Annotated in this window: 24 protein-coding genes; 18 read left to right on the forward strand and 6 right to left on the reverse strand. The window is 36.4% G+C overall.

Translation table 11 applies throughout. From position 1 onward, the window contains the following. Positions 1-18 precede the first annotated feature (18 nt). The 4 genes from MT489_RS19405 to argH all read left to right on the forward strand — a co-directional run bounded on the left by MT489_RS19405 (position 19) and on the right by argH (position 3,848). Positions 19-537, forward strand: coding sequence for an RNA polymerase sigma factor (locus MT489_RS19405; protein WP_244683213.1), 519 nt, complete (start codon positions 19-21; stop codon positions 535-537). Then, positions 530-1,126: a hypothetical protein gene (locus tag MT489_RS19410; RefSeq protein ID WP_244683214.1), complete on the forward strand. Its 597-nt coding sequence runs from the start codon at positions 530-532 to the stop codon at positions 1,124-1,126. Before MT489_RS19405 ends, MT489_RS19410 begins: the two co-directional genes overlap by 8 nt. A 149-nt stretch (positions 1,127-1,275) precedes the next feature. Beyond that, a complete protein-coding gene (locus MT489_RS19415) occupies positions 1,276-2,481 on the forward strand; it encodes an argininosuccinate synthase (protein WP_244683215.1) in 1,206 nt (401 codons plus the stop codon). Further along, the gene (gene argH, locus MT489_RS19420) at positions 2,478-3,848 is read left to right on the forward strand and encodes an argininosuccinate lyase (protein WP_244683216.1); all 1,371 of its coding nucleotides are present in this window, start codon (positions 2,478-2,480) and stop codon (positions 3,846-3,848) included. Before MT489_RS19415 ends, argH begins: the two co-directional genes overlap by 4 nt. 152 nt (positions 3,849-4,000) lie before the next feature. Here the strand turns inward: argH and MT489_RS19425 are convergent, their stop codons facing one another. Then, positions 4,001-4,456 (reverse strand): universal stress protein, encoded by a 456-nt coding sequence (locus tag MT489_RS19425; RefSeq protein WP_244683217.1) that lies wholly within the window; start codon positions 4,454-4,456, stop codon positions 4,001-4,003. Positions 4,457-4,564: 108 nt separating this feature from the next. Here MT489_RS19425 and MT489_RS19430 point away from each other — a divergent pair, with 108 nt between their 5' ends. Together MT489_RS19430 and ald are read left to right on the forward strand one after the other, a co-directional pair. Beyond that, a complete protein-coding gene (locus MT489_RS19430) occupies positions 4,565-4,714 on the forward strand; it encodes a hypothetical protein (RefSeq protein WP_244683218.1) in 150 nt (49 codons plus the stop codon). 149 nt (positions 4,715-4,863) lie between these two features. Next, positions 4,864-5,979 (forward strand): alanine dehydrogenase, encoded by a 1,116-nt coding sequence (ald, locus tag MT489_RS19435; RefSeq protein WP_244683219.1) that lies wholly within the window; start codon positions 4,864-4,866, stop codon positions 5,977-5,979. A 352-nt stretch (positions 5,980-6,331) separates the two neighbouring features. Here the strand turns inward: ald and MT489_RS19440 are convergent, their stop codons facing one another. Then, entirely contained in the window at positions 6,332-7,423 is a 1,092-nt protein-coding gene (locus MT489_RS19440) for a M24 family metallopeptidase (RefSeq protein ID WP_244683220.1), read from the reverse strand. Between the two features lie 262 nt (positions 7,424-7,685). Here MT489_RS19440 and MT489_RS19445 point away from each other — a divergent pair, with 262 nt between their 5' ends. The 3 genes from MT489_RS19445 to MT489_RS19455 all read left to right on the forward strand — a co-directional run bounded on the left by MT489_RS19445 (position 7,686) and on the right by MT489_RS19455 (position 10,067). Further along, complete coding sequence (locus tag MT489_RS19445) at positions 7,686-8,369, forward strand: metal-dependent hydrolase (RefSeq protein WP_244683221.1); 684 nt, start codon at positions 7,686-7,688, stop codon at positions 8,367-8,369. A gap of 69 nt (positions 8,370-8,438) precedes the next feature. Continuing rightward, entirely contained in the window at positions 8,439-8,678 is a 240-nt protein-coding gene (locus MT489_RS19450; protein ID WP_244683222.1) for a hypothetical protein, read from the forward strand. A gap of 78 nt (positions 8,679-8,756) precedes the next feature. Continuing rightward, the gene (locus tag MT489_RS19455) at positions 8,757-10,067 is read left to right on the forward strand and encodes a CBS domain-containing protein (protein WP_244683223.1); all 1,311 of its coding nucleotides are present in this window, start codon (positions 8,757-8,759) and stop codon (positions 10,065-10,067) included. 48 nt (positions 10,068-10,115) lie between these two features. On the opposite strand, the gene MT489_RS19460 is transcribed toward MT489_RS19455, so the two are convergent. Continuing rightward, positions 10,116-10,421: a YtpI family protein gene (locus tag MT489_RS19460; RefSeq protein WP_244683224.1), complete on the reverse strand. Its 306-nt coding sequence runs from the start codon at positions 10,419-10,421 to the stop codon at positions 10,116-10,118. A 128-nt stretch (positions 10,422-10,549) separates the two neighbouring features. Between MT489_RS19460 and MT489_RS19465 the strand changes: the two genes are divergently transcribed. Continuing rightward, on the forward strand, positions 10,550-11,485 hold the full coding sequence (locus MT489_RS19465; protein ID WP_244683225.1) for a DHH family phosphoesterase: 936 nt from the start codon (positions 10,550-10,552) through the stop codon (positions 11,483-11,485). Between the two features lie 13 nt (positions 11,486-11,498). On the opposite strand, the gene ytrI is transcribed toward MT489_RS19465, so the two are convergent. Both ytrI and ytrH read right to left on the reverse strand, forming a co-directional pair. Next, entirely contained in the window at positions 11,499-12,005 is a 507-nt protein-coding gene (ytrI, locus tag MT489_RS19470; protein ID WP_244683226.1) for a sporulation membrane protein YtrI, read from the reverse strand. Then, positions 12,002-12,334 (reverse strand): sporulation membrane protein YtrH, encoded by a 333-nt coding sequence (gene ytrH / locus MT489_RS19475; protein ID WP_244683227.1) that lies wholly within the window; start codon positions 12,332-12,334, stop codon positions 12,002-12,004. The genes ytrI and ytrH overlap by 4 nt, the downstream gene beginning before the upstream one ends. Positions 12,335-12,774: 440 nt before the next feature. Between ytrH and dnaE the strand changes: the two genes are divergently transcribed. From dnaE to MT489_RS19515, 8 genes are all read left to right on the forward strand, one after another. Continuing rightward, on the forward strand, positions 12,775-16,122 hold the full coding sequence (gene dnaE / locus MT489_RS19480) for a DNA polymerase III subunit alpha (RefSeq protein WP_307415645.1): 3,348 nt from the start codon (positions 12,775-12,777) through the stop codon (positions 16,120-16,122). Positions 16,123-16,238: 116 nt separating this feature from the next. Next, on the forward strand, positions 16,239-17,477 hold the full coding sequence (gene ystJ / locus MT489_RS19485; RefSeq protein ID WP_244683229.1) for an NADP-dependent malic enzyme: 1,239 nt from the start codon (positions 16,239-16,241) through the stop codon (positions 17,475-17,477). Further along, entirely contained in the window at positions 17,474-18,091 is a 618-nt protein-coding gene (locus MT489_RS19490; RefSeq protein ID WP_244683230.1) for a FadR/GntR family transcriptional regulator, read from the forward strand. The genes ystJ and MT489_RS19490 overlap by 4 nt, the downstream gene beginning before the upstream one ends. A gap of 50 nt (positions 18,092-18,141) precedes the next feature. Continuing rightward, a complete protein-coding gene (gene accD / locus MT489_RS19495) occupies positions 18,142-19,011 on the forward strand; it encodes an acetyl-CoA carboxylase, carboxyltransferase subunit beta (protein WP_244683231.1) in 870 nt (289 codons plus the stop codon). Next, on the forward strand, positions 19,005-19,985 hold the full coding sequence (gene accA / locus MT489_RS19500; RefSeq protein ID WP_244683232.1) for an acetyl-CoA carboxylase carboxyl transferase subunit alpha: 981 nt from the start codon (positions 19,005-19,007) through the stop codon (positions 19,983-19,985). The genes accD and accA overlap by 7 nt, the downstream gene beginning before the upstream one ends. Positions 19,986-20,255: 270 nt before the next feature. Then, entirely contained in the window at positions 20,256-21,215 is a 960-nt protein-coding gene (gene pfkA, locus MT489_RS19505; protein WP_244683233.1) for a 6-phosphofructokinase, read from the forward strand. Positions 21,216-21,392: 177 nt separating this feature from the next. Next, positions 21,393-23,153, forward strand: coding sequence for a pyruvate kinase (gene pyk, locus MT489_RS19510; protein WP_244683234.1), 1,761 nt, complete (start codon positions 21,393-21,395; stop codon positions 23,151-23,153). Positions 23,154-23,275: 122 nt separating this feature from the next. After that, positions 23,276-23,662, forward strand: a complete 387-nt coding sequence (locus MT489_RS19515; protein WP_244683235.1) for an FxsA family protein — start codon at positions 23,276-23,278, stop codon at positions 23,660-23,662. A 172-nt stretch (positions 23,663-23,834) separates the two neighbouring features. Here MT489_RS19515 and MT489_RS22490 read toward each other — a convergent pair. Further along, on the reverse strand, positions 23,835-23,956 hold a 122-nt coding region (locus MT489_RS22490), incomplete at its 5' end, for a transposase (RefSeq protein WP_425311312.1).

Here is a 23,956-nt window from a genome sequence, read left to right on the forward strand (position 1 = left end):
TCTGAAAAGGGGATGGAAATGGGGAATCATGTAAAGGTGGAAGAGTGGTTCTTACAATATGGAGATGATGTGTATAACTTTCTTGTTTACTATACTCGTTCATATGATGTTGAGGATATTGTACAAGAGGTTTTTCTGAAAGCTTTAAAATCAGCAGAGTATTTCGAGGAACGTTCCAATCCTAAAACATGGCTGCTTTCTATTGCAAGAAGGCTTGTAATAGATCGGTACAGGAAAGAAAAACGATATAAATTACTTACCTTTGAGCTTATAAGAAAAAATGTTGGATCAAGAACAGCGGAAGATCTTGTAATAAATGATGAAACTCTTAGGGAAATCTTTAATTATATTAATGAGATGAATAATGCATATCGGAATGTTATAGTTTGCCGACTAATTCTAGAATATTCGGTTCAAGAAACATCCGAAATTCTAGGTTGGTCAAAATCCAAAGTCAGTTTGACATACCATCGAGCCTTAACTAGCTTAAAACAAATGATGGTGAAAGATAGAGATGGAGGAATGGTAAATGGATAAACAACTATTAAATGGTAAAAGGTTTCCACGTTACGAACTTAACAATGAACAACGAAGTAGAATATTGGAACAATTGAATTCTAATTCATCAATCCAAAAACATCGTATATCTAGCTACCGTTTCATGCCTATTTTAAGTGGTCTTGCTTTACTCATTATTTTTACTGTAATAAGCGCTTATTCCTATTCACTTATTAAAGGTGAAAATCTATTTCGATTGGGAGCGGGCAATAATCCATATGAAAATTTTACAATTGACCTTCCTTCTAATGTTAATATGGAAAAACAAGAGGATGGAACAATATGGTTTATACGGAATGGAGAATATGTTGGCGGTCTTAAAGTAGTTACTGAGAAAGAGATGAACATGAATATAGAGTCAGTTTTTGAAACAGAAGAAATGGATGGGATGCCCTACCCAACAATAAGAAAGTTAAATCATGTGAAAACAGACATTGCAATTCAAATTAATCATTTTTATGTAAACATCGACGGAAAAACAGAAAAGTATGATGTATATTTTCACTGGCCGGCATTTGAATTGAAAGAAGCGATAGAAATAATGAGATCCTTTCAAATTCATGAATAATTCCTAGTATATTTGTTCAACTTATTTATATACAATTTTATGAATAAGTATTGATAATATTAATCTATTATGTTAATATCCTATATATTAAATGATTAAAAATTACATTTTGTGTATAAGTATACATTGAACTATCAGGAGGAAATGACATGAGTAAGAAAGTTGTTCTTGCCTATTCAGGTGGTCTGGACACATCTGTTGCAATAAAATGGTTTATTGATCAAGGCTATGAGGTAGTGGCTTGTTGTTTGGATGTAGGTGAAGGAAAAGACCTTGCTTTTATACAATCAAAAGCATTAGACATGGGAGCATCAAAAAGTTATGTTATCGATGCGAAAGAAGAATTCGCTAATGAATATGCATTGATATCATTGCAAGCACACACTATGTATGAAGATAAATATCCACTGGTTTCTGCTCTTTCAAGACCTCTAATTTCAAAAAAATTGGTTGAAGTTGCTGTACAAGAAAATGCAGATGCAGTGGCACATGGATGCACAGGAAAAGGTAATGACCAGGTGCGTTTTGAAGTATCGATAAAAGCATTAAATCCTGACCTCGAAGTACTAGCACCTGTACGTGAGTGGAGTTGGTCCCGTGAAGAAGAAATTGCATATGCAAAAGAAAAAGGAATTCCGATTCCAATTGATTTAGACAGTCCTTTTTCAGTTGACCAAAACTTATGGGGCCGTGCTAATGAATGTGGAATTTTAGAAGATCCTTGGGCTGCTCCACCTGAAAATGCCTATGAATTAACCGTGGCACTGGAAGATACTCCAAATACTCCTGACGTTATTGAAATTGAATTTGTTAAAGGAGTACCTGTTTCTATCAATGGTAGACATTATCCTTTAAGTGACCTTATCTTAAAATTAAATTCACTTGCAGGTAAGCACGGAGTTGGAAGAATTGATCATGTTGAAAACAGATTGGTTGGAATCAAATCACGTGAAGTATATGAGTGCCCAGGAGCTATGACTCTTTTAACTGCACATAAAGAACTAGAAGATTTAACTTTAGTTAAAGAATTAGCTCATTTTAAGCCGGTTATTTCAAAAAAACTGACGGAATTAATTTATGATGGACTATGGTTTTCTCCTTTAAAACCTGCACTTACTGCGTTTCTTCAAGAAACACAACAGTATGTAAATGGTACAGTAAGAGTGAAATTGTTCAAAGGTCATGCCATTGTTGAAGGAAGAAAGTCTCCGAATTCTCTATACAATGAAAAACTTGCAACTTATACAGCAGATGATGAATTCGACCAATCAGCATCAGTTGGATTTATTAAACTATGGGGTCTTCCAACTGAAGTTCACAGCATGATTCACAAAAAGGATGGGGTTAAAGCATGAAAAAAGCATGGGGAGGGCGCTTTTCGAAGTCATCCGAACAATGGATTGAGGAATTTGGCGCCTCTATCTCCTTTGATCAGGAGCTAGTATTGGAAGATATTGAAGGCAGCATTGCCCATGTAAAAATGCTCGGAAAATCGAATATTATCCCTCTTGATGAAAGTGAACAAATCGTAGCGGGTTTACTAATATTAAAGGAAAAAGCTGAAGCTGGAGAGTTACAATACTCGATAGCAGAAGAAGATATTCATTTAAATCTCGAAAAAATGCTTATTGAGATAATCGGTCCTGTTGGAGGGAAGCTTCATACAGGGAGAAGTAGGAATGACCAAGTTGCGACAGATATGCATTTGTATTTAAAAAAGCAAGTCCAAATCATCATGGAACACATAAAGGAATTGCAATCAGCACTTGTAGAACAAGCAGAAAAAAACGTCGAAACAGTATTTCCAGGCTATACTCATTTACAGCGCGCGCAGCCAGTTTCATTCGCTCACCATATGCTCGCATATTTTTGGATGCTTAAACGCGATTATGAACGCTTTGAAGATAGTTTGAAGCGTATTGATATTTCTCCTCTTGGAGCAAGTGCCCTTGCAGGAACAACTTTCCCAATCGATCGTTTTTATACAGCGGAGCAATTAGGTTTTTCAAGTGTTTACGAAAATAGTATGGATGCCGTTAGTGATCGCGACTTTGTTGTAGAGTTTCTAAGTAATTCAGCCCTAACTATTACACATCTTTCCAGACTGGCTGAAGAAATTATTCTTTGGACAAGCAAGGAGTTCAGTTTTATTGAATTAGATGATTCCTATGCGACTGGAAGCAGTATAATGCCTCAAAAGAAAAATCCAGATATGGCAGAGTTGATTAGAGGGAAAAGTGGTAGAGTCATTGGAAACCTTGTGGGAATGTTAACAGTGTTAAAAGGTTTGCCACTTACTTACAACAAAGATATGCAAGAAGATAAAGAGGGCATGTTTGATACAGTTCATACAATGATTGGCTCTTTAAAAATATTCACTGGTATGATTAAAACAATGACCGTGAAAAATGATGAAATGGAAGATGCAGTAAACCAAGACTTTTCTAATGCGACAGAACTTGCAGACTATTTGGCAGCAAAGGGAATTCCATTCCGTGAAGCACATGAAATCGTTGGGAAACTTGTATTAGCTTGTATTAATCAAAACTGTTATTTATTGAATTTACCGTTGTCTCAACTTCAAGAAGCATGTCCAAAGATTGAAGAAGATGTATTCGTCATCTTGTCACCAAGAGAAGCGGTTAAACGGAGAAATTCCTATGGCGGTACAGGGTTTGAACAAGTTAAAGTACAATTGGACAAAGCTAAGCAATTTGTATAAGAGATAGACTATGAGTTCTAAATAACTTCTTAGTAAATTCGTTGATATGACTAAAAAGATGCCTTGTCCAGTATCCCCAGTGTTAGTTGTTCATTCAAAACGATCTATTAAAAAGAGCATCTCCTCAATAAATAGGACGATGCTCTTTATCTTTATTCATTTTCGGATTCTTCAGTTCTTACAATTAATACGTCACAATCAGCAGAACGCATAATATGTTCGGATACACTTCCAATTAATAACCGTTCAACAGCGCTGAGACCCGTGGCACCGCAAATAATTAAATCGGCATTTATTTTTTTTGCTACTTGTTTGGGGATGACAGTCTTTGGTGATCCATGTTCGACTAAAGTTTCAAAATTAGCAAACTGCTGTGCCTCGGCTTGTTTTTTGTATTCATCTAGAAGTTCTTTGGCATACGTTTCTGCCCTTTCCGACATTGTTCCATTATAGGCGTCAATGGTTGCAAAGGATCTTGTGTCAATGACGTGTATAAGAGTTAGCTTAGCGTTATTGCGTTTTGCAATTTGCACTGCTTTTTTGAAGGCACAATCGGCAGATTTAGAACCGTCTACTGCTACTAAAATGTTCTGGTACATGAGTGTCATTTTTAATAGCCTCCTATTTCCTCTTTCCTTTATTTTAACATAATTAGGCAGGTTTTTCTGTTTTTAAATATCGAATAATATGTAAAAACAGAAAAGGAGCTGGTTTTAGTGAAAAAGAAGGAAATTCAACAACAATATCAATATAATGAGGAAAATAATGATGTAACGATTGAACAAATAAGAGACGTCTATAGAAGTGGAGCTATCGAACAAAGCGAAATAAATGATGAAATAGAGAAGGATAAAATAGAAGGATAACTACCAAAGGGCTTTTGATTACATAAAGCCCTTAAATTCTAGGTTAAATCTTTTGAATTTTTTTACTAAAAGAGAAAAAAGTTGCTGTCATGATTCTGCCATAATGTTATGATGGAATGTGTAGAATCATCGAACAGGAGGACAGAGTAATGAGGATTGGAATTCCAAAAGAGATAATAAACAATGAAAATCGAGTTGCGATGACCCCTGCGGGAGTTGTAACACTAACAACGGCTGGGCACACTGTATACATTGAAACGGGTGCTGGTCTCGGTTCGGGATTCACGGACGAAGATTACATACAGTCAGGAGCTCAAATCGTAAATACTGCTGAAGAAGCTTGGGCTCAAGAAATGGTTATGAAGGTTAAGGAGCCACTTGAAGAAGAATATCGATTCTTGCGTGAAGAATTAATACTTTTCACATATTTGCATTTAGCGAATGAGCAAAATTTAGTTGATGCTTTAGTAGAAAATAAAGTAACAGGAATCGCATATGAAACAGTTCAGCTTCCGAATAAGACCTTGCCTTTATTAACACCGATGAGTGAGGTTGCTGGTCGTATGGCTGTCCAAATAGGTGCACAATTCCTTCAGAAAAAAAATGGTGGTCAAGGGATATTACTTTCAGGAGTACCTGGTGTATCGAGAGGAAAAGTGACAATTATTGGTGGCGGTGTAGCTGGGACGAATGCCGCAAAAATTGCAATTGGTATTGGGGCAGATGTGACGATTATTGATTTAGTTCCAGATCGATTACGTCAGCTTGATGACTTATTTGGTCATGATGTCACAACATTAATGTCAAATCCCTTCAATATCGCTCAAGCAGTAAAGGATTCAGATCTTGTTATAGGTGCTGTCTTAATTCCTGGTGCCAAAGCACCTAAACTGGTTACTTCTGATATGATTAAAACGATGAAACCGGGCTCGGTTGTCGTTGATATTGCCATTGATCAAGGAGGCATTTTTGAAACAAGCGATCGAATTACGACTCATGATGAACCAACATATGAAAAATATGGTGTAGTTCATTATGCTGTTGCCAATATGCCGGGAGCTGTTCCAAGAACCTCTACAATTGCTTTAACTAATGTAACGGTTCCTTATGCGCTTCAAATAGCTAATAAGGGGTATAAACGAGCTTGTCTTGAAAATGAGTCATTGCTTAAAGGTGTTAACACCTTTAAAGGACATGTTACGTATAAGGCAGTCGCTGAAGCATTCCAATATTCTTATCAGGATACGAGAGAATTATTTGAATAAAAAAATTAGATAGTGAAGAAATAGACGCTTGGATGTTGAGCTAAACTGCACTTATTGTCTAATCTAACAATAAAGGGTGCAGTTCAAATCCAAGCGTTTATCTAATTGCATATATCAACAACCGGCTCGCTGTATTCAATCTTTTTCTACTTTCAGTGAAATAATCTAGAAATATCAATAGAAACATACTGGTTAAATCAGAGTCCTTTATTTCCTAGATATAGAGAAATCATTTTCTACATTAGCTGTAACCGATGTTGGGATATAGTTAATCTGGATGGAATGGTTAAAAAATTTATTAGATGATTATTGAAGAGAAGACCAAATCTAAGACTTAGTCTTCTCATGTAAATTATAGGACAAGTGTTTTTGGAAACTTAGTCAATACTTCGACTCCGCTTTCCGTGACTAAAACATCGTCTTCAATTCTGACACCTGCAACTCCCGGTACATAAATTCCTGGTTCAATAGTAAATACCATTCCTGGCTTAAGCTCAAGCTTATTCGTAGCTGTCATGGAAGGATACTCGTGAACACTAATTCCAAGCCCGTGGCCCAATCGATGCGGAAAATATTCCCCATATCCAGCCTGGTGTATTATATCTCTTGCAATTGAATCAAGATCTTTCGCAAGCACTCCTGGCCGTGTGGCATTGACCGCTGCCTCTTCTGCTTTCAAAACTGTTTGATATATCTTTTCTTGTTCTTGATTAATATCCCCGTATGCAACGGTTCTCGTAATATCAGAACAGTATCCTTCATAAATAACACCAAGATCAAATAATACGAAATCGCCTTTTTTTATTTTTGTTGCTCCTGGAGTTCCGTGAGGGGAAGCGGCATTGGCACCAGCAAGAACCATTGTATCGAACGACATACCGGAAACACCTTTTTTCTTCACTTCATATTCGATCGCTGCTATGATATCTTGTTCGGATTTACCTTCTTTAATTTCATTAACTCCGACTTGAACGGCAAAATCTGCAAGCTCACACGCTTTTCGAAGTAAAAACAGTTCATTATCATCTTTTATCATTCTAAGTTGATGAAGGACCTCTTCAGCGCTATAAAAAGATGCTCCCTCAAATCGCGATAAAAGCTCTTCATATCTTTCTACATTTAGATGTTCTTTTTCAATTGCCCATTTATGTACTTTACTAATACGTGCATTTACTCGTTCCTCAACAAAGTCCCAAGGTCTCTCCGTATCACTATATCCAATGATTTCGAAATTCCATCCCGATTTTTTTGCATCATTCACTTCCATTTTTGGACAAATTAAAAACGGTTCTTTCTCTGGAAATACGGCAAGTCCTAATAAACGTTCATGAGGATCGCTTAAAAAACCGGATAAGTAAAAAACATTATCAGGTGATGTAATAAATGCAGCGTCGATTTGTTCCCTTTTAAGCCAATTTGTAAGTTTCGTTAACCTTTCGTTCAATGGAATTCAGCCCCTTTATATTTTATAATCAGTTAAAGCCCTCGATCAGTAATCTAAATGTTTTCTTTATGATAAATCAACAGTGTTAGCTAGGCATGTTCACACAATTGTACGCATGAACTTCGGATTCGCTTGGTGTTTGCATTTCTTCGTATGATAAAAGAGTATCAGTTTTTTTTGATTAAGAAAAGAAATAGAAGGGAAATGTGAAGAATGGCTAGAAGTTGTATAAGGAAGAATCTATGAAGGAGTGTTTTTACAAATGAAAGTTTCTTATCATGGTCATTCAGTTGTAAAAATTGAAACAGAGGGTAAAACTATTTTGTTTGATCCCTTTATTACGGGTAACTCATTAACGGATTTACAAGCAGAGAATGAAAAGGCAGATGCCATCATATTAACCCATGGACACGGCGACCATGTAGGTGATACAGAAGCAATTGCAAAACGCTGTAATTCTTTAGTTGTTGCACCAAACGAACTTGCGGTCTATTTGGGTTGGAAAGGACTGAATACACACGGAATGAACATTGGTGGTGCATACGATTTTCATTTTGGGAAGGTAAAATATACGCAAGCTTTTCATAGTTCAGCTGTTGTAACCGAAGACCAGCAAATTATCTATATGGGGATGCCGACTGGAGTTCTCTTCACTGCTGAAGGAAAAACAATTTACCATGCAGGAGATACAGCCTTATTTTCAGATATGAAATTGATTGGAGAACTTAACTCAATTGATCTGGCATTCTTGCCAATTGGAGATAATTTTACGATGGGGCCAGAAGATGCTGCTATTGCTGCCAAACTAATCGGAGCAAAGTTAGTCGTTCCGGTTCATTACAATACATTTCCTCCTATTAGACAGAATCCACAAAACTTTATCGATCTGCTAGAAGATCATATTACTGGGAAAATCTTAGAGGTAGGAGAAACAATAGAACTTTAATGATAAAGATGGTTTTTTACTACAGCCTTCTTGCATACAATAACAAAAAGTATACAAGGAGGCTTTTCCGTGAAAAATCGATATTTACTTTGTTTACTTCTATGCGCGGCATTATTGTATATTGCTTTGCCCTTCCTTACAGTGAGTTCAGCAGGATTAGAAGGAGTCTTTGCCATTTCATGGTTAGCATTTGCATTTATCGTTATCGCTGGAAATTTATCAGCACTTCTATTTGCACCGAAAAGAAATAACCTTATAAGGGAAAAGCAAAATTTACGTTCTGAAATCAAGCGATTGCGTGCTCGTTAAATTCCCACAAATTGCTAGGAGTGCCTTTTCTCGATATAATATGTGTATAGTTAATGGTTGGAGAAAAGGGTGAAAAGCTTGTCTACAAAGCATGAACAAATTATTCGCCATATAGATAGTCTTCCAATAGGCGAAAAAATATCGGTAAGACAAATTGCTAAATTGCTGGGAGTGAGTGAGGGAACAGCGTATAGAGCAATTAAAGATGCTGAAAATAAAGGATATGTCAGCACAATTGAACGTGTTGGTACGATTAGAATAGAGCGGAAGAAAAAGGAAAATTTTGAGAAGTTAACATTCGCAGAAATTGTAAATATCATTGATGGCCAAGTTTTAGGAGGAAAAGCGGGTCTCCACAAGACACTAACAAAGTTTGTTATTGGTGCAATGAAAATTGACGCAATGATGAGATATACAGGTGCTGGGAATCTGCTGATTGTTGGAAATCGAACGGAAGTTCATGAGCATGCACTAAAAGCGGGTGCAGCAGTTCTAATTACAGGTGGCTTTGATACGAGTGAAGCTGTAAAGAGGCTAGCCGATGAGTTAGAGCTTCCCATTTTATCTACTAGCTATGATACATTTACAGTGGCGACCATGATTAATAGGGCAATTTATGATCAATTAATAAAAAAAGAGATTATTTTAGTAGAAGATATACTGACGCCACCATCGAAAGCCGCATGCATGACGGTTAAAAATACCGTTAGTGACTGGTATACAAAAAAGAAAGAAACAAACCATAGTCGATTTCCTGTTATTGATTCTAATCAGAAAGTGCTTGGAATGGTGACAGGAAAAGATGTAATTGGACAAGATGAATTATTATTAATCGAAAAAGTGATGACAAAAAATCCACTAACCGTTGGATTAAAAACGAGTGTTGCATCTGTTGCTCACATGATGATTTGGGAAGGAATTGAAGTATTACCAGTAGTAAATGACCAACAGCGTTTCGAAGGGATTATAAGTAGACAAGATGTTCTAAAGGCCCTTCAGATGATTCAACGCCAACCTCATGTAGGAGAGACAATTGACGACACAGTTTCAAAACAACTTTCGTCATGGGAAAATACTGGGGATACATCATTTTTGTTTGAAGTTACACCGCAAATGACGAACCAACTTGGAACGATTTCCTACGGAGTATTTACATCGATTGTGGTAGAGGCAGCGAACCGTATTTTTCGACAGCAGAAAAAAGGGGAACTAGCCGTTGAAAATATGACCATATATTTTCTTAAACCAGCCCAAATGGAAAGTCTTCTATCCGTTCAGCCTAAAATTCTTGAGGCGGGAAGGAAGTTCGGAAAAGTAGATGTAGAAGTATTTAATGGAACAGAGTTGATTGGGAAAGCATTATTAATGTGTAAGTTAATAGATAAGTGATAAAAAAAATGAAGAGGCTATTTTCAGTTGAAATAGCCTCTTCTAACATTAGGATTTCGACATTTCCTCAGCTTCTTTAATTACATATGGTACATGGTGGCGATATGCCTTATACCCAATCCATGCGCTAAATCCACCCATTAATATAAACACCGCTGCGATAATATATGTGAGCGTTGTATCATACAAAAAAAGCTGGTTTATACCGAATAACAATACAAAAAGACCTAATGCCACACTAGATTTACCGTTGAGCATTTTTTTCTCCATCGGTCTTCTGCTGCGTACGTATTTTATTTTATAAAAAACATAAAAAGAAAATGATATTATGATAAAGAAAACCAAAAATGGCATTGTAAAAATGGCCTCCGTTTCATGTTTATATAATGATTCTTTTATTGTAACGATAAAAGAGCTAAAATTCTACTTAAGAGAAATGAATATTAAATGACAAAAAGTTGAATGAAGAAAAGAGGCACATGATGAAACAACAAATTTTAGAGACAATTAAACAGTACGATACTATCATTATTCATCGACATGTTAGGCCGGACCCCGATGCATACGGTTCTCAAGGGGGGTTAGCAGAAATATTAAAAGCTTCATTTCCAAATAAAAAGATATATGCGGTTGGCAAACGTGATACGACCCTCGATTATTTGTTTGTGCCTGATATAATCGAGGATCAACAATATGAAGGAGCTTTAGTCATTGTTTGTGACACAGCAAATCAAGAGAGAATTTGTGATGAGCGTTATTCAATGGGGGATATGTTAATGAAAATTGATCATCACCCAAATGAAGATCCATATGGTGATTTGCTTTGGGTCGAAACTTCTGCTTCCTCCACTAGTGAAATGATCTACGATTTTTATTTATACGGTAAGCAAGACGGATTAAAAATGACGGATGATGGAGCAAGATTGATTTTCTCTGGAATCGTTGGGGATACAGGTCGATTTATTTATCCAAGCACAACCAAAAAGACGTTCGATTATGCTGGTGAATTAATTGGCTATCAATTCGATCGAACTTTATTGTTCAATGAAATGTATGAGATGGAGCCAAAATTAATCAAACTACAAGGTTATGTATATGATCATTTTAAAATGAATGAGGATGGTGCCGCTACTATTGAGTTAACAAAGGATATACTTGATACTTATGATGTAACTGCATCAGAAGCGTCAATTCTTGTAAGCTCGTTAGGAAGCATCAAAGGAATTAAAGCTTGGTGCTTTTTTATAGAAGAAGATAAGGAAATACGAGTTCGGTTACGGTCAAAAGGGCCCATCGTCAATACAATTGCGATGAAATATAATGGTGGCGGCCATCCACTTGCTGCCGGCGCTTCCGTTTGGACATGGGAAGAAGTAGAAAAAGTAAAGCGTGAGATAGAACAAATATGCAAAAAGTAAAATGGCCGGAGCTTCATCCGGCCAATCTTAGTTCAACTGTAATATTAATGGTAGTATAAAAGTACATTTCCTTGACAATAAACTTATATTTTTTCCCATTTATATTCTCAACCTTATTTTCAATCGTTTTTTTTACAATATCTTTATTTTTATGAACAGTACTTAAATCTTTTGCCAACAGAGACTTTAAATCTTCTTGTATTGACTCTTCAACATTGAAAATACTTTGTCTATCCTTAATTTGATATCTTTCATATCCAACTAAATGCACTTCAACTTTTTGGATTGTCAGCATTTCTTCATTTTTCTTGTTTAGTTCCCTGTAATCTTCTTGCCATATTGTGATTTGGTCCTGCAATTGTTTTATTTTATTGGCTTGTTCCTCAATTAAGAATCCATTTCTTTCTTGCATAACACCAAACATATATAAAAATATGATCCAACTAATGCAACCTCCAACAGCAGCTCCAGCCAAAAAGCGTTGCCAAGAAGGTTTTCGATAAAGTGGTGGAATTCTCATGAAATATATTCCTGCGTTAACCAACTAATAATAAGAGCCGCAGATTTGGCACCGCCCATTGCTGATAAAATTAATAAAAATTGTTTAAATATATCTTTAGTGCCTCCATCTAGAAATCCTCTTTCAAAGCTATAAACTGTGTCAAATGTACCACCTATTGCAGCAATAATGGCCCAAATTCTAATTCTATCACCTATTTTTGTTATTTCTGTCAATAGTGGTTCACCTGTAATAAAGGCAGCCAATCCACCAATCAAGGAACCTCCAATCATGACACCAAAAGCGATAAAGAAACAATTAAAAAACGTTGGAAAGAAAGCCTCATCCATGACACCATCTCCAATTTTTTGTGATTGCATTTATTATTGAATATATGGGACAAAGTGTTATTGTATGAAAAATAGAAATCGAACATATTTTCTTTTTTCGCCAGCTAGTCCATAATAGAAGTGGGTTCAAGTATTTAATATTTTTTTGATTTCCATATCAGTACTTGCTTTCCTTAGGTCAAAAAACAATTGTAAACCGCTTTGATGATCAAGAATCGCTCATCGGTGTTGCAGTTGTTCCTTTAGGCATAAAACATTTGCCCTGCAAGTCATATTTAATGTTGACTTATGAAAGTGAAAAGATAGTATATTTACTTATCAATGAAACGAGAATTTGGCGCTTAACGTATGATTCATTCCACCTATGTATTAGAAAGTTTCTCCCGCCTTCCAGTGTTAGCTATTGGGAGATTAAAGATTTTATTTAAAAAAGGGAAAGGGTGAGGACATTGATTTTTTCCCATTTACAAATATCAACTTCATATAGTTTATTATCTAGTACCATCTCCATTGAATCTCTAGTTGAGAAAGCTAAGGAATATAATTATTCTGCGTTAGCTATTACGGACCATAATGTTTTATATGGGGCATTGCCATTTTATAAGGCATGTATAAAAGCTAAGATAAAGCCAATTATTGGATTAACTGCTGATGTGTTGTTAATTGAAGGCGAAGCATATTCATTCGTGTTATTGGCAAAAAATAATGAAGGCTATAAAAATTTAGTAAAAATATCAAGTTACATAAAAACATCCAGCGAAAGGCGTATACCTTGGGAAAAATTCAAACCTTTGACAAGCGGATTAATCGGGTTGGCCTCTCCGCGTTATGGGAAAATAGGACAGCATATATCTGAAGGTAATATGAGCGAGGCAGCTGCTTTAGTAAAAAATTTTGTAGAGTCATTTGAAGAGGATTCCTTTTATTTAACTATGCAAAATTTTGGCACGGATACAGACGTATCTATGAACAAATCAATTCTTTCAATATCCAAAAAGATGAATATCCCTATTGTGGCAACGAATAATGTTCATTTTTTAGAGGAAGATGATTCATTCGCATATACTTGTTTAAAAGCCATACGTGACGGTGAAAAACTATCCAACTTTGAGGGACAAACAGGGGAAGAAAGCGAATATTACTTTAAAAGTCAGCAAGAAATGGCGGAATTATTTTCTGACATTCCGGACGCTTTGGAAAATACGTTAAAAATTGTAGACTGCTGTAATGTCATGATTAAAACACATCAACAACTTTTGCCGAAGTACCCTATTCCAAAAGGTGAAAATGCTGATGAACTTCTAAAAAAATTATGTTTTACCGGTTTAAAGGATCGAGTAGCCCACGCGAATCAACAATATATAGAAAGATTACACTACGAATTAAATGTAATAGACAAAATGGGTTTCAATGACTACTTTTTAATAGTTTGGGATTTTATGAAGTTTTCAAGGGAACAAGCAATATTAACGGGACCGGGGCGAGGCTCCGCTGCTGGGTCATTAGTTGCGTATGTACTTGGTATTACTGATGTTGACCCAATAGAACATGGTCTGTTATTTGAAAGGTTTCTCAATCCCGAGCGGATTAGTATGCCAGATATTGATATAGACTTTCCTGACCATAGAAGAGATGAAGTAATTGAATATGTGATGAATAAATATGGAAAATTGCATGTAGCTCAGATCCTTACGTTTGGAACATTTGCTACAAGAGCGGCTATTCGTGATACAGCTAGAGTTTTTGGGATGAATTCAAGAGAATTAGATCAGCTTTCAAGACTCATTCCATCGAGATTATCAAACCTTGCACAAGCTTATAAAGAGTCAGATGGTTTACAGGCATTTGTAAACGAATCAGAATTAAATCGAAAACTTTACGAAACAGCTTTAAAGATAGAAGGTCTACCTCGTCATACTTCTACTCATGCTGCGGGAGTGGTTATTTCTGAAAAGCCACTAACAGATATTATCCCGATCCAAGGTGGAGAATCTAGTACGTATTTGACTCAATTCCCCATGGAAGACTTAGAAGAAATTGGACTTTTAAAGATGGATTTTCTTGGTCTTCGGAATTTGTCATTACTAGAAAGAGTTGTAAAAAGCGTTGAATTTAGGATTGGAAAAAAAATAAACCCGAAAGAGATTTCTTTTTACGATGAGAAAACATTCAACATGCTTAGAAAAGGAGATACGACCGGGATTTTTCAGTTGGAGTCAGAAGGAATGCGAAAAGTTCTTCGTGAACTAGGTCCAACAGAGTTTGAAGATATCGTTGCGGTCAATGCTTTATATCGGCCTGGTCCAATGGAAAATATTCCAGAATACATTGCACGCAAACACGGAAAAAAGAAAGTTCATTTTCTTCATCCAGACCTAAAAGCGATACTAGAGCTCACTTATGGAGTTATTGTTTATCAGGAGCAAATTATGCAAATTGCTTCTATAATGGCAGGATTTACTCTTGGTGAAGCTGATTTATTACGGAGAGCTGTAAGTAAGAAAAAGAAAGAAGTATTGGACCAGGAGCGCAAGCACTTTGTATCTGGAGCTTTAAAAAAAGGTCACGATGAAAAAATAGCCAATGAGACCTACGATTTAATAGTTCGTTTTGCGAATTATGGCTTTAATAGAAGTCACGCAGTAGCATATAGCATCATTTCATGGCAGCTTAGCTTTTTAAAAGCAAATTATCCAGAAGATTTTATGGCAGCTTTACTCACTTCAGTGGTAGGAAATGAAGAAAAACAAGCCGAATACATTACTGAAGTAAGACATATGGGGATCAAGGTATTGAGTCCCTCCGTAAACCATAGCCATTATCCATTTATTGCTGAAAAAGATGGAATTCGTTTTAGTCTTGCTGCTATTAAAGGAATCGGTGCCACTACATTAAAAGAAATCATTAGAGCTCGAAACGTAAAGCCGTTTAAAGACTTATTTGATTTTTGCTTAAGAGTACCAACAAGAGCGGTTAATCGGAAAATTATGGAAGGGCTTATTTTATCAGGGGCATTTGATGAATTTGGATATGATCGGGCGGTGTTATTAGCTACTTTAGATGTTGCCATGGAGCATGCCGAATTAATGCGACCGTCTGAGGAAACTCCTGATCTATTTGAACATGATGATATGTTTAGAATTCAACCAAAGTATGTTGAAGTAGAGCCTATTAGTTCAACCGATAAATTATTGTTGGAAAAACAAGCTCTCGGTTTATATATTTCAGATCATCCTGTTTCTATGTATGCTGAACGCTTCCAATCAGTTGGCACAGTTCCGCTTGTCGAATTGAAACAAAAACAAAGAAGCATATCTATTGGAGTTTATTTAACAAGTGTTAAAACAATTAGAACTAAAAAAGGTGAATTGATGGCGTTTATAAAGATGAGTGACTCTACAGGCGACATTGAAGGGGTCCTTTTTCCGGAAACTTATAAGCGTTATAGTTTGGTTTGCAAAGAAGGGGAAATAGTCTTAGTATCGGGGAATACTGAAAGGAGAGATGGAGGGTTACAATTCATTGTTCAAGAAATGCAGCTCGCAAAAGAATTGAATGATCCAGAGGTTTTATATTTAAAAATTCGATCTGAATTGCATACAAAGGAAATACTCCATTCTTTACACGAAATTATTAGGAAACATAAAGGAAACACTGCGATTGTGCTCCATTATGAATCAACACGACAAACCATTAAATTGTCAAAGAAAGATTGGATTGCCCCATCTAAGGAAACACTTAGTGAAATCAGTTCATTACTAGGCAGCGATTGTGTAATATTAAAATAGTTTTTTCAAATAGATAAAAATATGTTATATTGTTTTAGAAGCTTTTGTGGTCAGACCACTATTTACTTGAATATTGTTGTGGCTAAAGGATTCAGTTATTAAAGGAGTGAAACTCTTTGACTTTGCGTGAAGAAGCACTGCATATGCATAAGATTCACAAAGGGAAGCTGGAATCAAAATCGAAGGTTGAAGTGAAAAATGCTAGAGATTTAAGCCTTGCGTATTCACCTGGTGTTGCGGAGCCTTGTAAGGAAATTTATGAAAAACCAGAGACAGTATACGATTATACAATGAAAAGTAATATGGTAGCAGTAGTTTCTGACGGTACTGCAGTTTTAGGGCTCGGGAATATAGGACCCGAAGCGGCCTTGCCCGTTATGGAAGGAAAAGCAGTATTATTCAAAAGCTTTGCCGGAGTTGACGCTTTTCCAATTTGTTTAAATACGAATAAGATAGAAGAAATCATTCAGACTGTAAAATTTTTAGAGCCGAATTTCGGGGGAGTAAATCTAGAAGATATCGCAGCTCCAAATTGTTTCGTCATTGAGGAAAGATTGAAGAAGGAAACCAATATTCCAATATTTCATGATGATCAACATGGTACGGCTATTGTTACGGTAGCTGGATTGGTAAACGCGCTAAAATTGACCAAGCGTAATATGTCAACTATAAGAGTCGTGGCAAATGGAGCAGGTGCTGCAGGGATTGCGATAATTAAGCTTTTATACAGTTATGGAGTTCGTGATATCATCATGTGTGATTCAAAAGGTGCTATATATCAAGGGCGCCCAGAAGGAATGAATGATGTAAAAGCAGCTGTTGCTGAGTTTACGAACCGAGATAAACTGAGTGGCAGCCTGAAAGATGTGATTCAAGGCGCAGATGTTTTTATCGGCGTATCTGTTGCAGGAGCTCTAACAAAAGAGATGATTCAATCTATGAATCCAGATCCTATTATTTTTGCTATGGCAAACCCGGTACCGGAAATAATGCCTGAAGAAGCGATTGAAGCGGGAGCAAAAGTAATTGGTACAGGACGATCAGATTATCCGAATCAAGTAAATAACGTTCTTGCTTTCCCGGGTATTTTTAGAGGTGCACTTGACGTAAGAGCTACCCATATCAATGAAAAAATGAAGCAAGCAGCCGTTTCAGCAATTGCAGAACTAATTGCTGAAGAAGAATTGACTGCCCAATATGTTATACCAGGGCCATTTGATGCTAGAGTAGCTCCTCAAGTGGCAGCTGCAGTCGCGAAAGCTGCTATGGAAACAGGGGTAGCTCGAATTAAAGTTGATCCTGAAGAAATTAGGGAAAGGACGTTGCGGCTCGCTATCATAGGAAAAGGCGAGTGAAAGAAGAAGTGAGCCAATCAAAAGTTTATCTTAGTATCGTTAAAGATATTAGGCAAATGATATCAGATGATGGGTTAAAGCAGGGAGATAAGATTCCCTCTGAACGTGAATTAACGGAGCGGCTAAATGTTGGTCGCTCCTCCGTACGTGAAGCCCTTAGATCTTTAGAACTATTAGGATTAATAGAGACGCGTAGAGGAGAAGGAACCTTTTTAGCCGATTTTAAAAATAATCAACTTATCAAGCTGCTTGGTATGTTTATTTTAGAAGATCCAAATGTAAAAAATGATATCGTAAAAACAAAAGAGATTCTTGAAAAAGATATCATTCGAAATATTTGTTCACTAACCGATAAAGAGCCGCTTTATTATCTTCGAAAGAATGTAAATGAAGTAAAATCAGACCTATTTGATAAGATTATGGAAATAGAAAGTAATCGCCTCCTATATAGGATTTGGGAAGTATTGAAAAGCTACTCCATAGAAACATCGGACAACCGTCCTCAATTTGATTCAAATGGTATTATTTTATTTTTAGATGCTCTTATAGAAGGAAATTCAGATAAAGCAATTGCTATTTATGAGAGAAAGGACTCTAGTCAATCTCTCAATTAGAAGTTTAAAATCTAACTAGTTAATAAAAGTCGTTTTTAGGGGGACTCAGATTGCTTAAGGACCTTTTTTCTAAACCTAAAAAGAAAAAATATGCAGCCATTCCTTCAGAAACAGCGAAACAAGATGTTCCTGAAGGAATCATGACGAAATGTCCAGAATGCAGAAAAATCATGTATACAAAGGATTTACAAAAAAACTTAAAGGTATGTCTTCATTGTGACCATCATATGAGAATGACGGCATATGAGCGTGTGGAAAGCTTGCTTGATGGAGGGTCATTTGTTGCATTTGATGAAAAAATTGCATCAGCAAACCCGCTTGGATTCCCAGGATACCTTGAAAAACTTGAGAAAGACAAGGTAAACACAAACTTGGATGAGGCTGTATTAACAGGCACAGGCTCTATTAATGGCTTAAACGTCGTCATAGCGATTATGGATTCACATTTCAGAATGGGAAGTATGGGTTCTGTTGTAGGTGAAAAAATTGCCAGGGCAATTGAAGAAGCAGCTAAGCTTGAGGTGCCTTTTTTAATCTTCACAGCATCAGGTGGGGCAAGGATGCAAGAAGGTGTTTTATCTCTCATGCAAATGGCTAAAACTAGCGCAGCATTAAAAATGTTTAGTGATAAGGGTGGATTAATCATTTCATTCATGACACACCCTACTACAGGTGGAGTATCAGCTAGTTTTGCTTCATTAGGTGACTATAATTTTGCTGAACCGAAAGCTTTAATTGGGTTTGCTGGTCGTCGAGTTATTGAACAAACAATACGTGAAGAACTTCCTGACGATTTTCAAACAGCCGAATTTTTACTAGAGCATGGTCAGCTTGATGCAGTAATTCATCGTAAAGATATTAAAGAAAAATTAACGATTGTACTTGAAATCCATCAGCAAGAAGGTGAACTCGTATGGTAAATGGTTTGGAATTTGAAAAACCTGTACTTGAACTTAGAAATAAAATTGCGGAGCTCAGAGAGTTCACCAAAAATTCTGAGGTTGATTTGTCTGAGGAAATCGATAAACTAGAAGCACGTTTAGAAAAACTTGAAAAAGAAATTTATGAAAATATGGCACCATGGGATCGTGTACAAGTTGCTAGACATGCTAATAGACCTACAACTCTCGACTATATAGATTATCTATTTACAGATTTTCTTGAACTACATGGGGATAGGGCATATGGTGATGATACTGCTCTTGTTGGTGGTATTGCTAAATATAAAGGTATTCCCGTAACAGTGGTTGGACATCAACGTGGAAGAGATACGAAGGAAAATATCCGCCGGAATTTTGGGATGCCACACCCAGAAGGTTACCGGAAAGCATTACGTCTTATGAAGCAAGCTGAAAAATTCAATCGTCCAGTTATTTGCTTTATCGATACAAAAGGTGCATATCCTGGAAAAGCAGCTGAAGAACGTGGACAAAGTGAAGCCATAGCAAGAAATTTGTTTGAAATGGCTGGACTTAAGGTTCCAATTATTTGTATTGTAACTGGAGAAGGTGGTAGTGGCGGTGCACTTGCCTTAGGTGTTGGCGATCGTATTTTCATGCTTGAGAATTCTACTTATTCTGTTATCACTCCTGAAGGAGCAGCATCTATATTATGGAAGGATGCTTCTTTAGCAAAGAAAGCGGCAGAAGCGATGAGAATTACAGCGCCAGATTTAAAAGAGTTGGGAATTATTGATGAAATTATTCCTGAAATAAAAGGTGGAGCCCATAAAGATGTGGAAGAGCAAGCGAAGGAAATTGATATAGTTTTACTGAAAGCTCTTCAACAGTTACAATCGGTTTCGGTCGACAAATTAATTGAAGATCGATATCAAAAATATAAACATATGGGTAAATATACAGAACTTAATCAATATGAAAATATTCATTCATAAAGGTATTGCCTCTTTTGAGCAATGCCTTCTTTATGGTTTAAGAATAAAAAATTATTTTTATAATAAAAGTATATCTTACAGGACATAAAGCCGTCGGTTTTCCATCCCTTTTCTCTTTTGTTTTTAACTATATGCTTTTAGCAATTCTATGTAATATTTGAGAAACTGCTGATAAAATGGTATTTTAAAATTAATTAAATCTCTTAATGACATAGTAATTAAAGTCTAAGAACTTTTATATTATTTTATTTGAACATCGAGGTGGCCAAAGTGAAGAAAATAGGTATTTTAACAAGTGGTGGAGATGCTCCAGGAATGAATGCAGCCATAAGGGCAGTAGTTAGAAAGTCCATTTATAACGGGCTTGAAGCATATGGCATATATCAAGGATACAGTGGTTTGATTAACGGTAATATTCAGCAGCTTGAACTGGGTTCTGTAGGTGATATTATTCATCGTGGAGGAACAATGCTACGCTCTGCACGCTGTGATGAATTCAAGACGAAGGAAGGGCAACAAAAAGGAATTGAGCAACTGAAAAAATTCGGAATTGATGCTTTAGTCGTTATTGGCGGAGATGGTTCCTTTATGGGCGCAAAAGCATTGACCGAACAAGGCTTTCCTTGCATAGGTGTACCTGCTACAATAGACAATGATATTTCAGGAACGCAGTTTACAATTGGTTTTGATACCGCATTGAACACTGTTTTAAATGCGATCGACAGAATACGTGATACTGCATCTTCTCACGAGCGGACATTTATTATTGAAGTAATGGGCAGAGACGCTGGGGATATAGCACTATGGGCTGGTCTTGCTGGTGGTGCTGAAACAATACTTGTTCCAGAAGAAAAATATGAAATGGAAAGTATTGTAGAACGTCTTCGCAGTGGACAAAAACGTGGCAAAAAACATAGTATTATCGTTGTTGCTGAAGGTGTCATGAGTGCAACTGATTTTGCACAAGAGCTAAAAAAATCTATCGATATTGAGTCCAGAGTGTCTGTCTTAGGACATATTCAAAGAGGTGGAACACCAACTGGTTTCGATAGAGTATTGGCAAGTCGACTTGGAGCTAGAGCGGTTGAATTGTTATTAGAAGGAAAAGGCGGAAGGACAGTTGGAATTGAAAAAGACCATATTGTCGATAATGATATTTTAAGTGTACTTGGACAACCAAGAAAATTCTCAAAAGACATATACGATCTCTCTCAAATTTTATCTATTTAATATGTTGTGATAGGATTGCATGGGGCATAAACTTCAAGAAACCCCATAGGTGAGAGATAATTAGAAAAGATGATATCATTTATTTTATCGATTAACTTAAAACTATAGTCAAGAGTTAAAGTGATATTAATTCTTACATATGTAGCAAGCGTCTGAGATCTTAGGAGGAAAATAAACATGAAGAAGACAAAAATAGTTTGTACGATTGGGCCAGCAAGTGAAAATCCGGAAACATTATTAAAGCTTATCAATGCTGGTATGAATGTAGCACGTTTAAATTTTTCGCATGGCGATCATCAAGAACATTTAAATAGAATTATTAATATTCGTGAAACAGCTAAAAAAGCTGGAAAAAATGTTGGGATTTTATTAGATACTAAAGGTCCTGAGATTAGAACTCATAATATGAAAGACGGAGCTATTGAGCTTAAAGAAGGTTCAACAGTGGTTATTTCCATGGAAGAGGTTGAGGGAACTGAAGAAAAATTCTCTATTTCCTATCCAGGACTGGTCAACGATGTTCATAAAGGTTCAAAAATCCTATTGGATGATGGCTTAATTGGACTTGAAGTGACAGAAATTAAGAGAGAAACTAGTGAAATTGTAACGACTGTTTTAAACAGTGGTACTCTAAAAAATAAAAAAGGCGTAAATGTTCCAGGTGTATCTGTCAATCTTCCAGGAATGACGGAAAAAGATGCGAAAGATATTTTGTTTGGAATTGAGCAAGGTGTTGATTTCATTGCGGCTTCTTTTGTTAGAAGAGCTTCAGACGTTTTAGAAATTAGACAATTGCTTGAAGAAAATGGCGGTTCTTATATCAATATTATTCCTAAGATTGAAAATCAAGAAGGCGTAGACAATATCGATGAAATTTTAGCGGTATCAGACGGACTAATGGTTGCACGCGGTGATTTAGGTGTTGAAATTCCAACAGAGGCAGTTCCTCTTGTGCAAAAACAATTGATTCGTAAATGTAATGAAGTCGGCAAACCAGTCATTACAGCGACACAAATGCTTGACTCTATGCAACGCAACCCTAGACCAACTAGAGCTGAAGCAAACGACGTCGCAAATGCTATTTTTGATGGAACAGATGCGGTAATGCTTTCTGGAGAAACAGCAGCAGGTGCTTACCCGGTAGAGGCTGTTCAAACGATGCATAATATTGCTGTTTCAACTGAAAAAGCACTTAATTATCAAGAAATTTTAACTTATTTAAGAAAAAATAGCGAGCCTAATATGACAGACGCGATTTGCCAATCTGTAGCACATACTGCAATAAATTTAGAAGTTAGTGCGATAGTAGCACCTACTGAAAGTGGCCATACTGCTCGTATGATTTCAAAATATCGTCCAAAAGCTCCGATTATTGCAGTTACGTATAACGAGGCAATCGTTCGCAGACTTTCTTTAAAATGGGGTGTATACCCTCAAATGGGAGAAAAAGTATCTTCTACAGATGAGATGCTTGAGAGAGCAGTTGAGGAAAGTTTAAATACAGGGTTAGTACAGCATGGTGATTTAATCATTATTACAGGTGGAGTTCCAGTAGGAGAAAAAGGGACAACCAATCTAATGAAAGTCCATGTTGTCGGAGATGTATTGGCGAAAGGACAAGGTATAGGAAGAAAATCAGCATTCGGAAAAGCTGTAATTGTAAAGGATGCTATGGAAGCGAAAGAAAAAATCGTTCCTGGATCAGTGATGGTTGCAATCGGAACTGATAGAGAAATGGTATCTCTATTAGAAAATTGTTCAGCTTTAATTACTGAAGAAGGTGGATTAACGAGTCACGCTGCTGTTGTAGGCATCAATTTGGGAATCCCTGTTATTGTTGGCGTTGAAGATGCGACGAAGATCATTAAGGATGGTCAAGACATTACAGTTGATGCTACACGTGGAATTATATACAATGGTCACGCAAGTGTTCTTTAAGGAATAGCAAGAAACAAATTTAATAATTATAAAAATAAAAATGTCGGACGAGTCCGCCATTTTTATTTTTCATATAGGAACATGTTATAATGTAAAAAAATCGACGAGAGATGTGAGTCCAATTGAAATTCTTTATTCTGCTTTTTATTGTTATTCCAGCAATAGAAATTGGTATGTTTATTCTATCAGGTAAAACGATTGGAGTTCTCCCGACAGTAGCAATAATTATCGTTACGGGTATTCTAGGCGCGTATCTTGCTAAAAAGCAAGGATTAGAAGCTTTAAGAAGAGTACAGAATGACTTACGATTAGGACATCCACCCGGTATTGCGGTACTTGATGGAGTATGTATCCTTGCAGGTGGAATCCTTTTATTAAGCCCAGGATTCTTAACTGATTTTATTGGTTTACTCCTTCTACTTCCTTTTACAAGGAACTCTATAAGACCATTACTATTAAAAGTTATTAAGAAATGGATAGGTCGTAAACAGATTTTTATTTATAGATAATGCAAGTAGTTCTACTAAAGTAGGAATACTTCTATCATTTCATTCAAAAAAAGAGTCCGTTAAGGACTCTTTCAGATTGTAGACAAAAGGCATTTCGAATGGAAACATTCGAAGTGCCTTTTGTGTTTTTTCTTGGTTTTTAAGGATATAGATGCCTCGAAGAGGTATTTTCTTAGGCCATTTCTGGACCTTGCCATGTCCAGCTGGCCATCTTTTTCAGATTCATGGCAGCAAAAGTAAGCATCGCTTGCATGGACAATTTTTTAAGACCCCGTAGGGTTGTCCAACGCATAC

This window comes from Lederbergia wuyishanensis, from assembly GCF_022900255.1.
In the GTDB taxonomy this organism is placed as follows: Bacteria; Bacillota; Bacilli; order Bacillales; family Bacillaceae_C; genus Lederbergia; species Lederbergia wuyishanensis.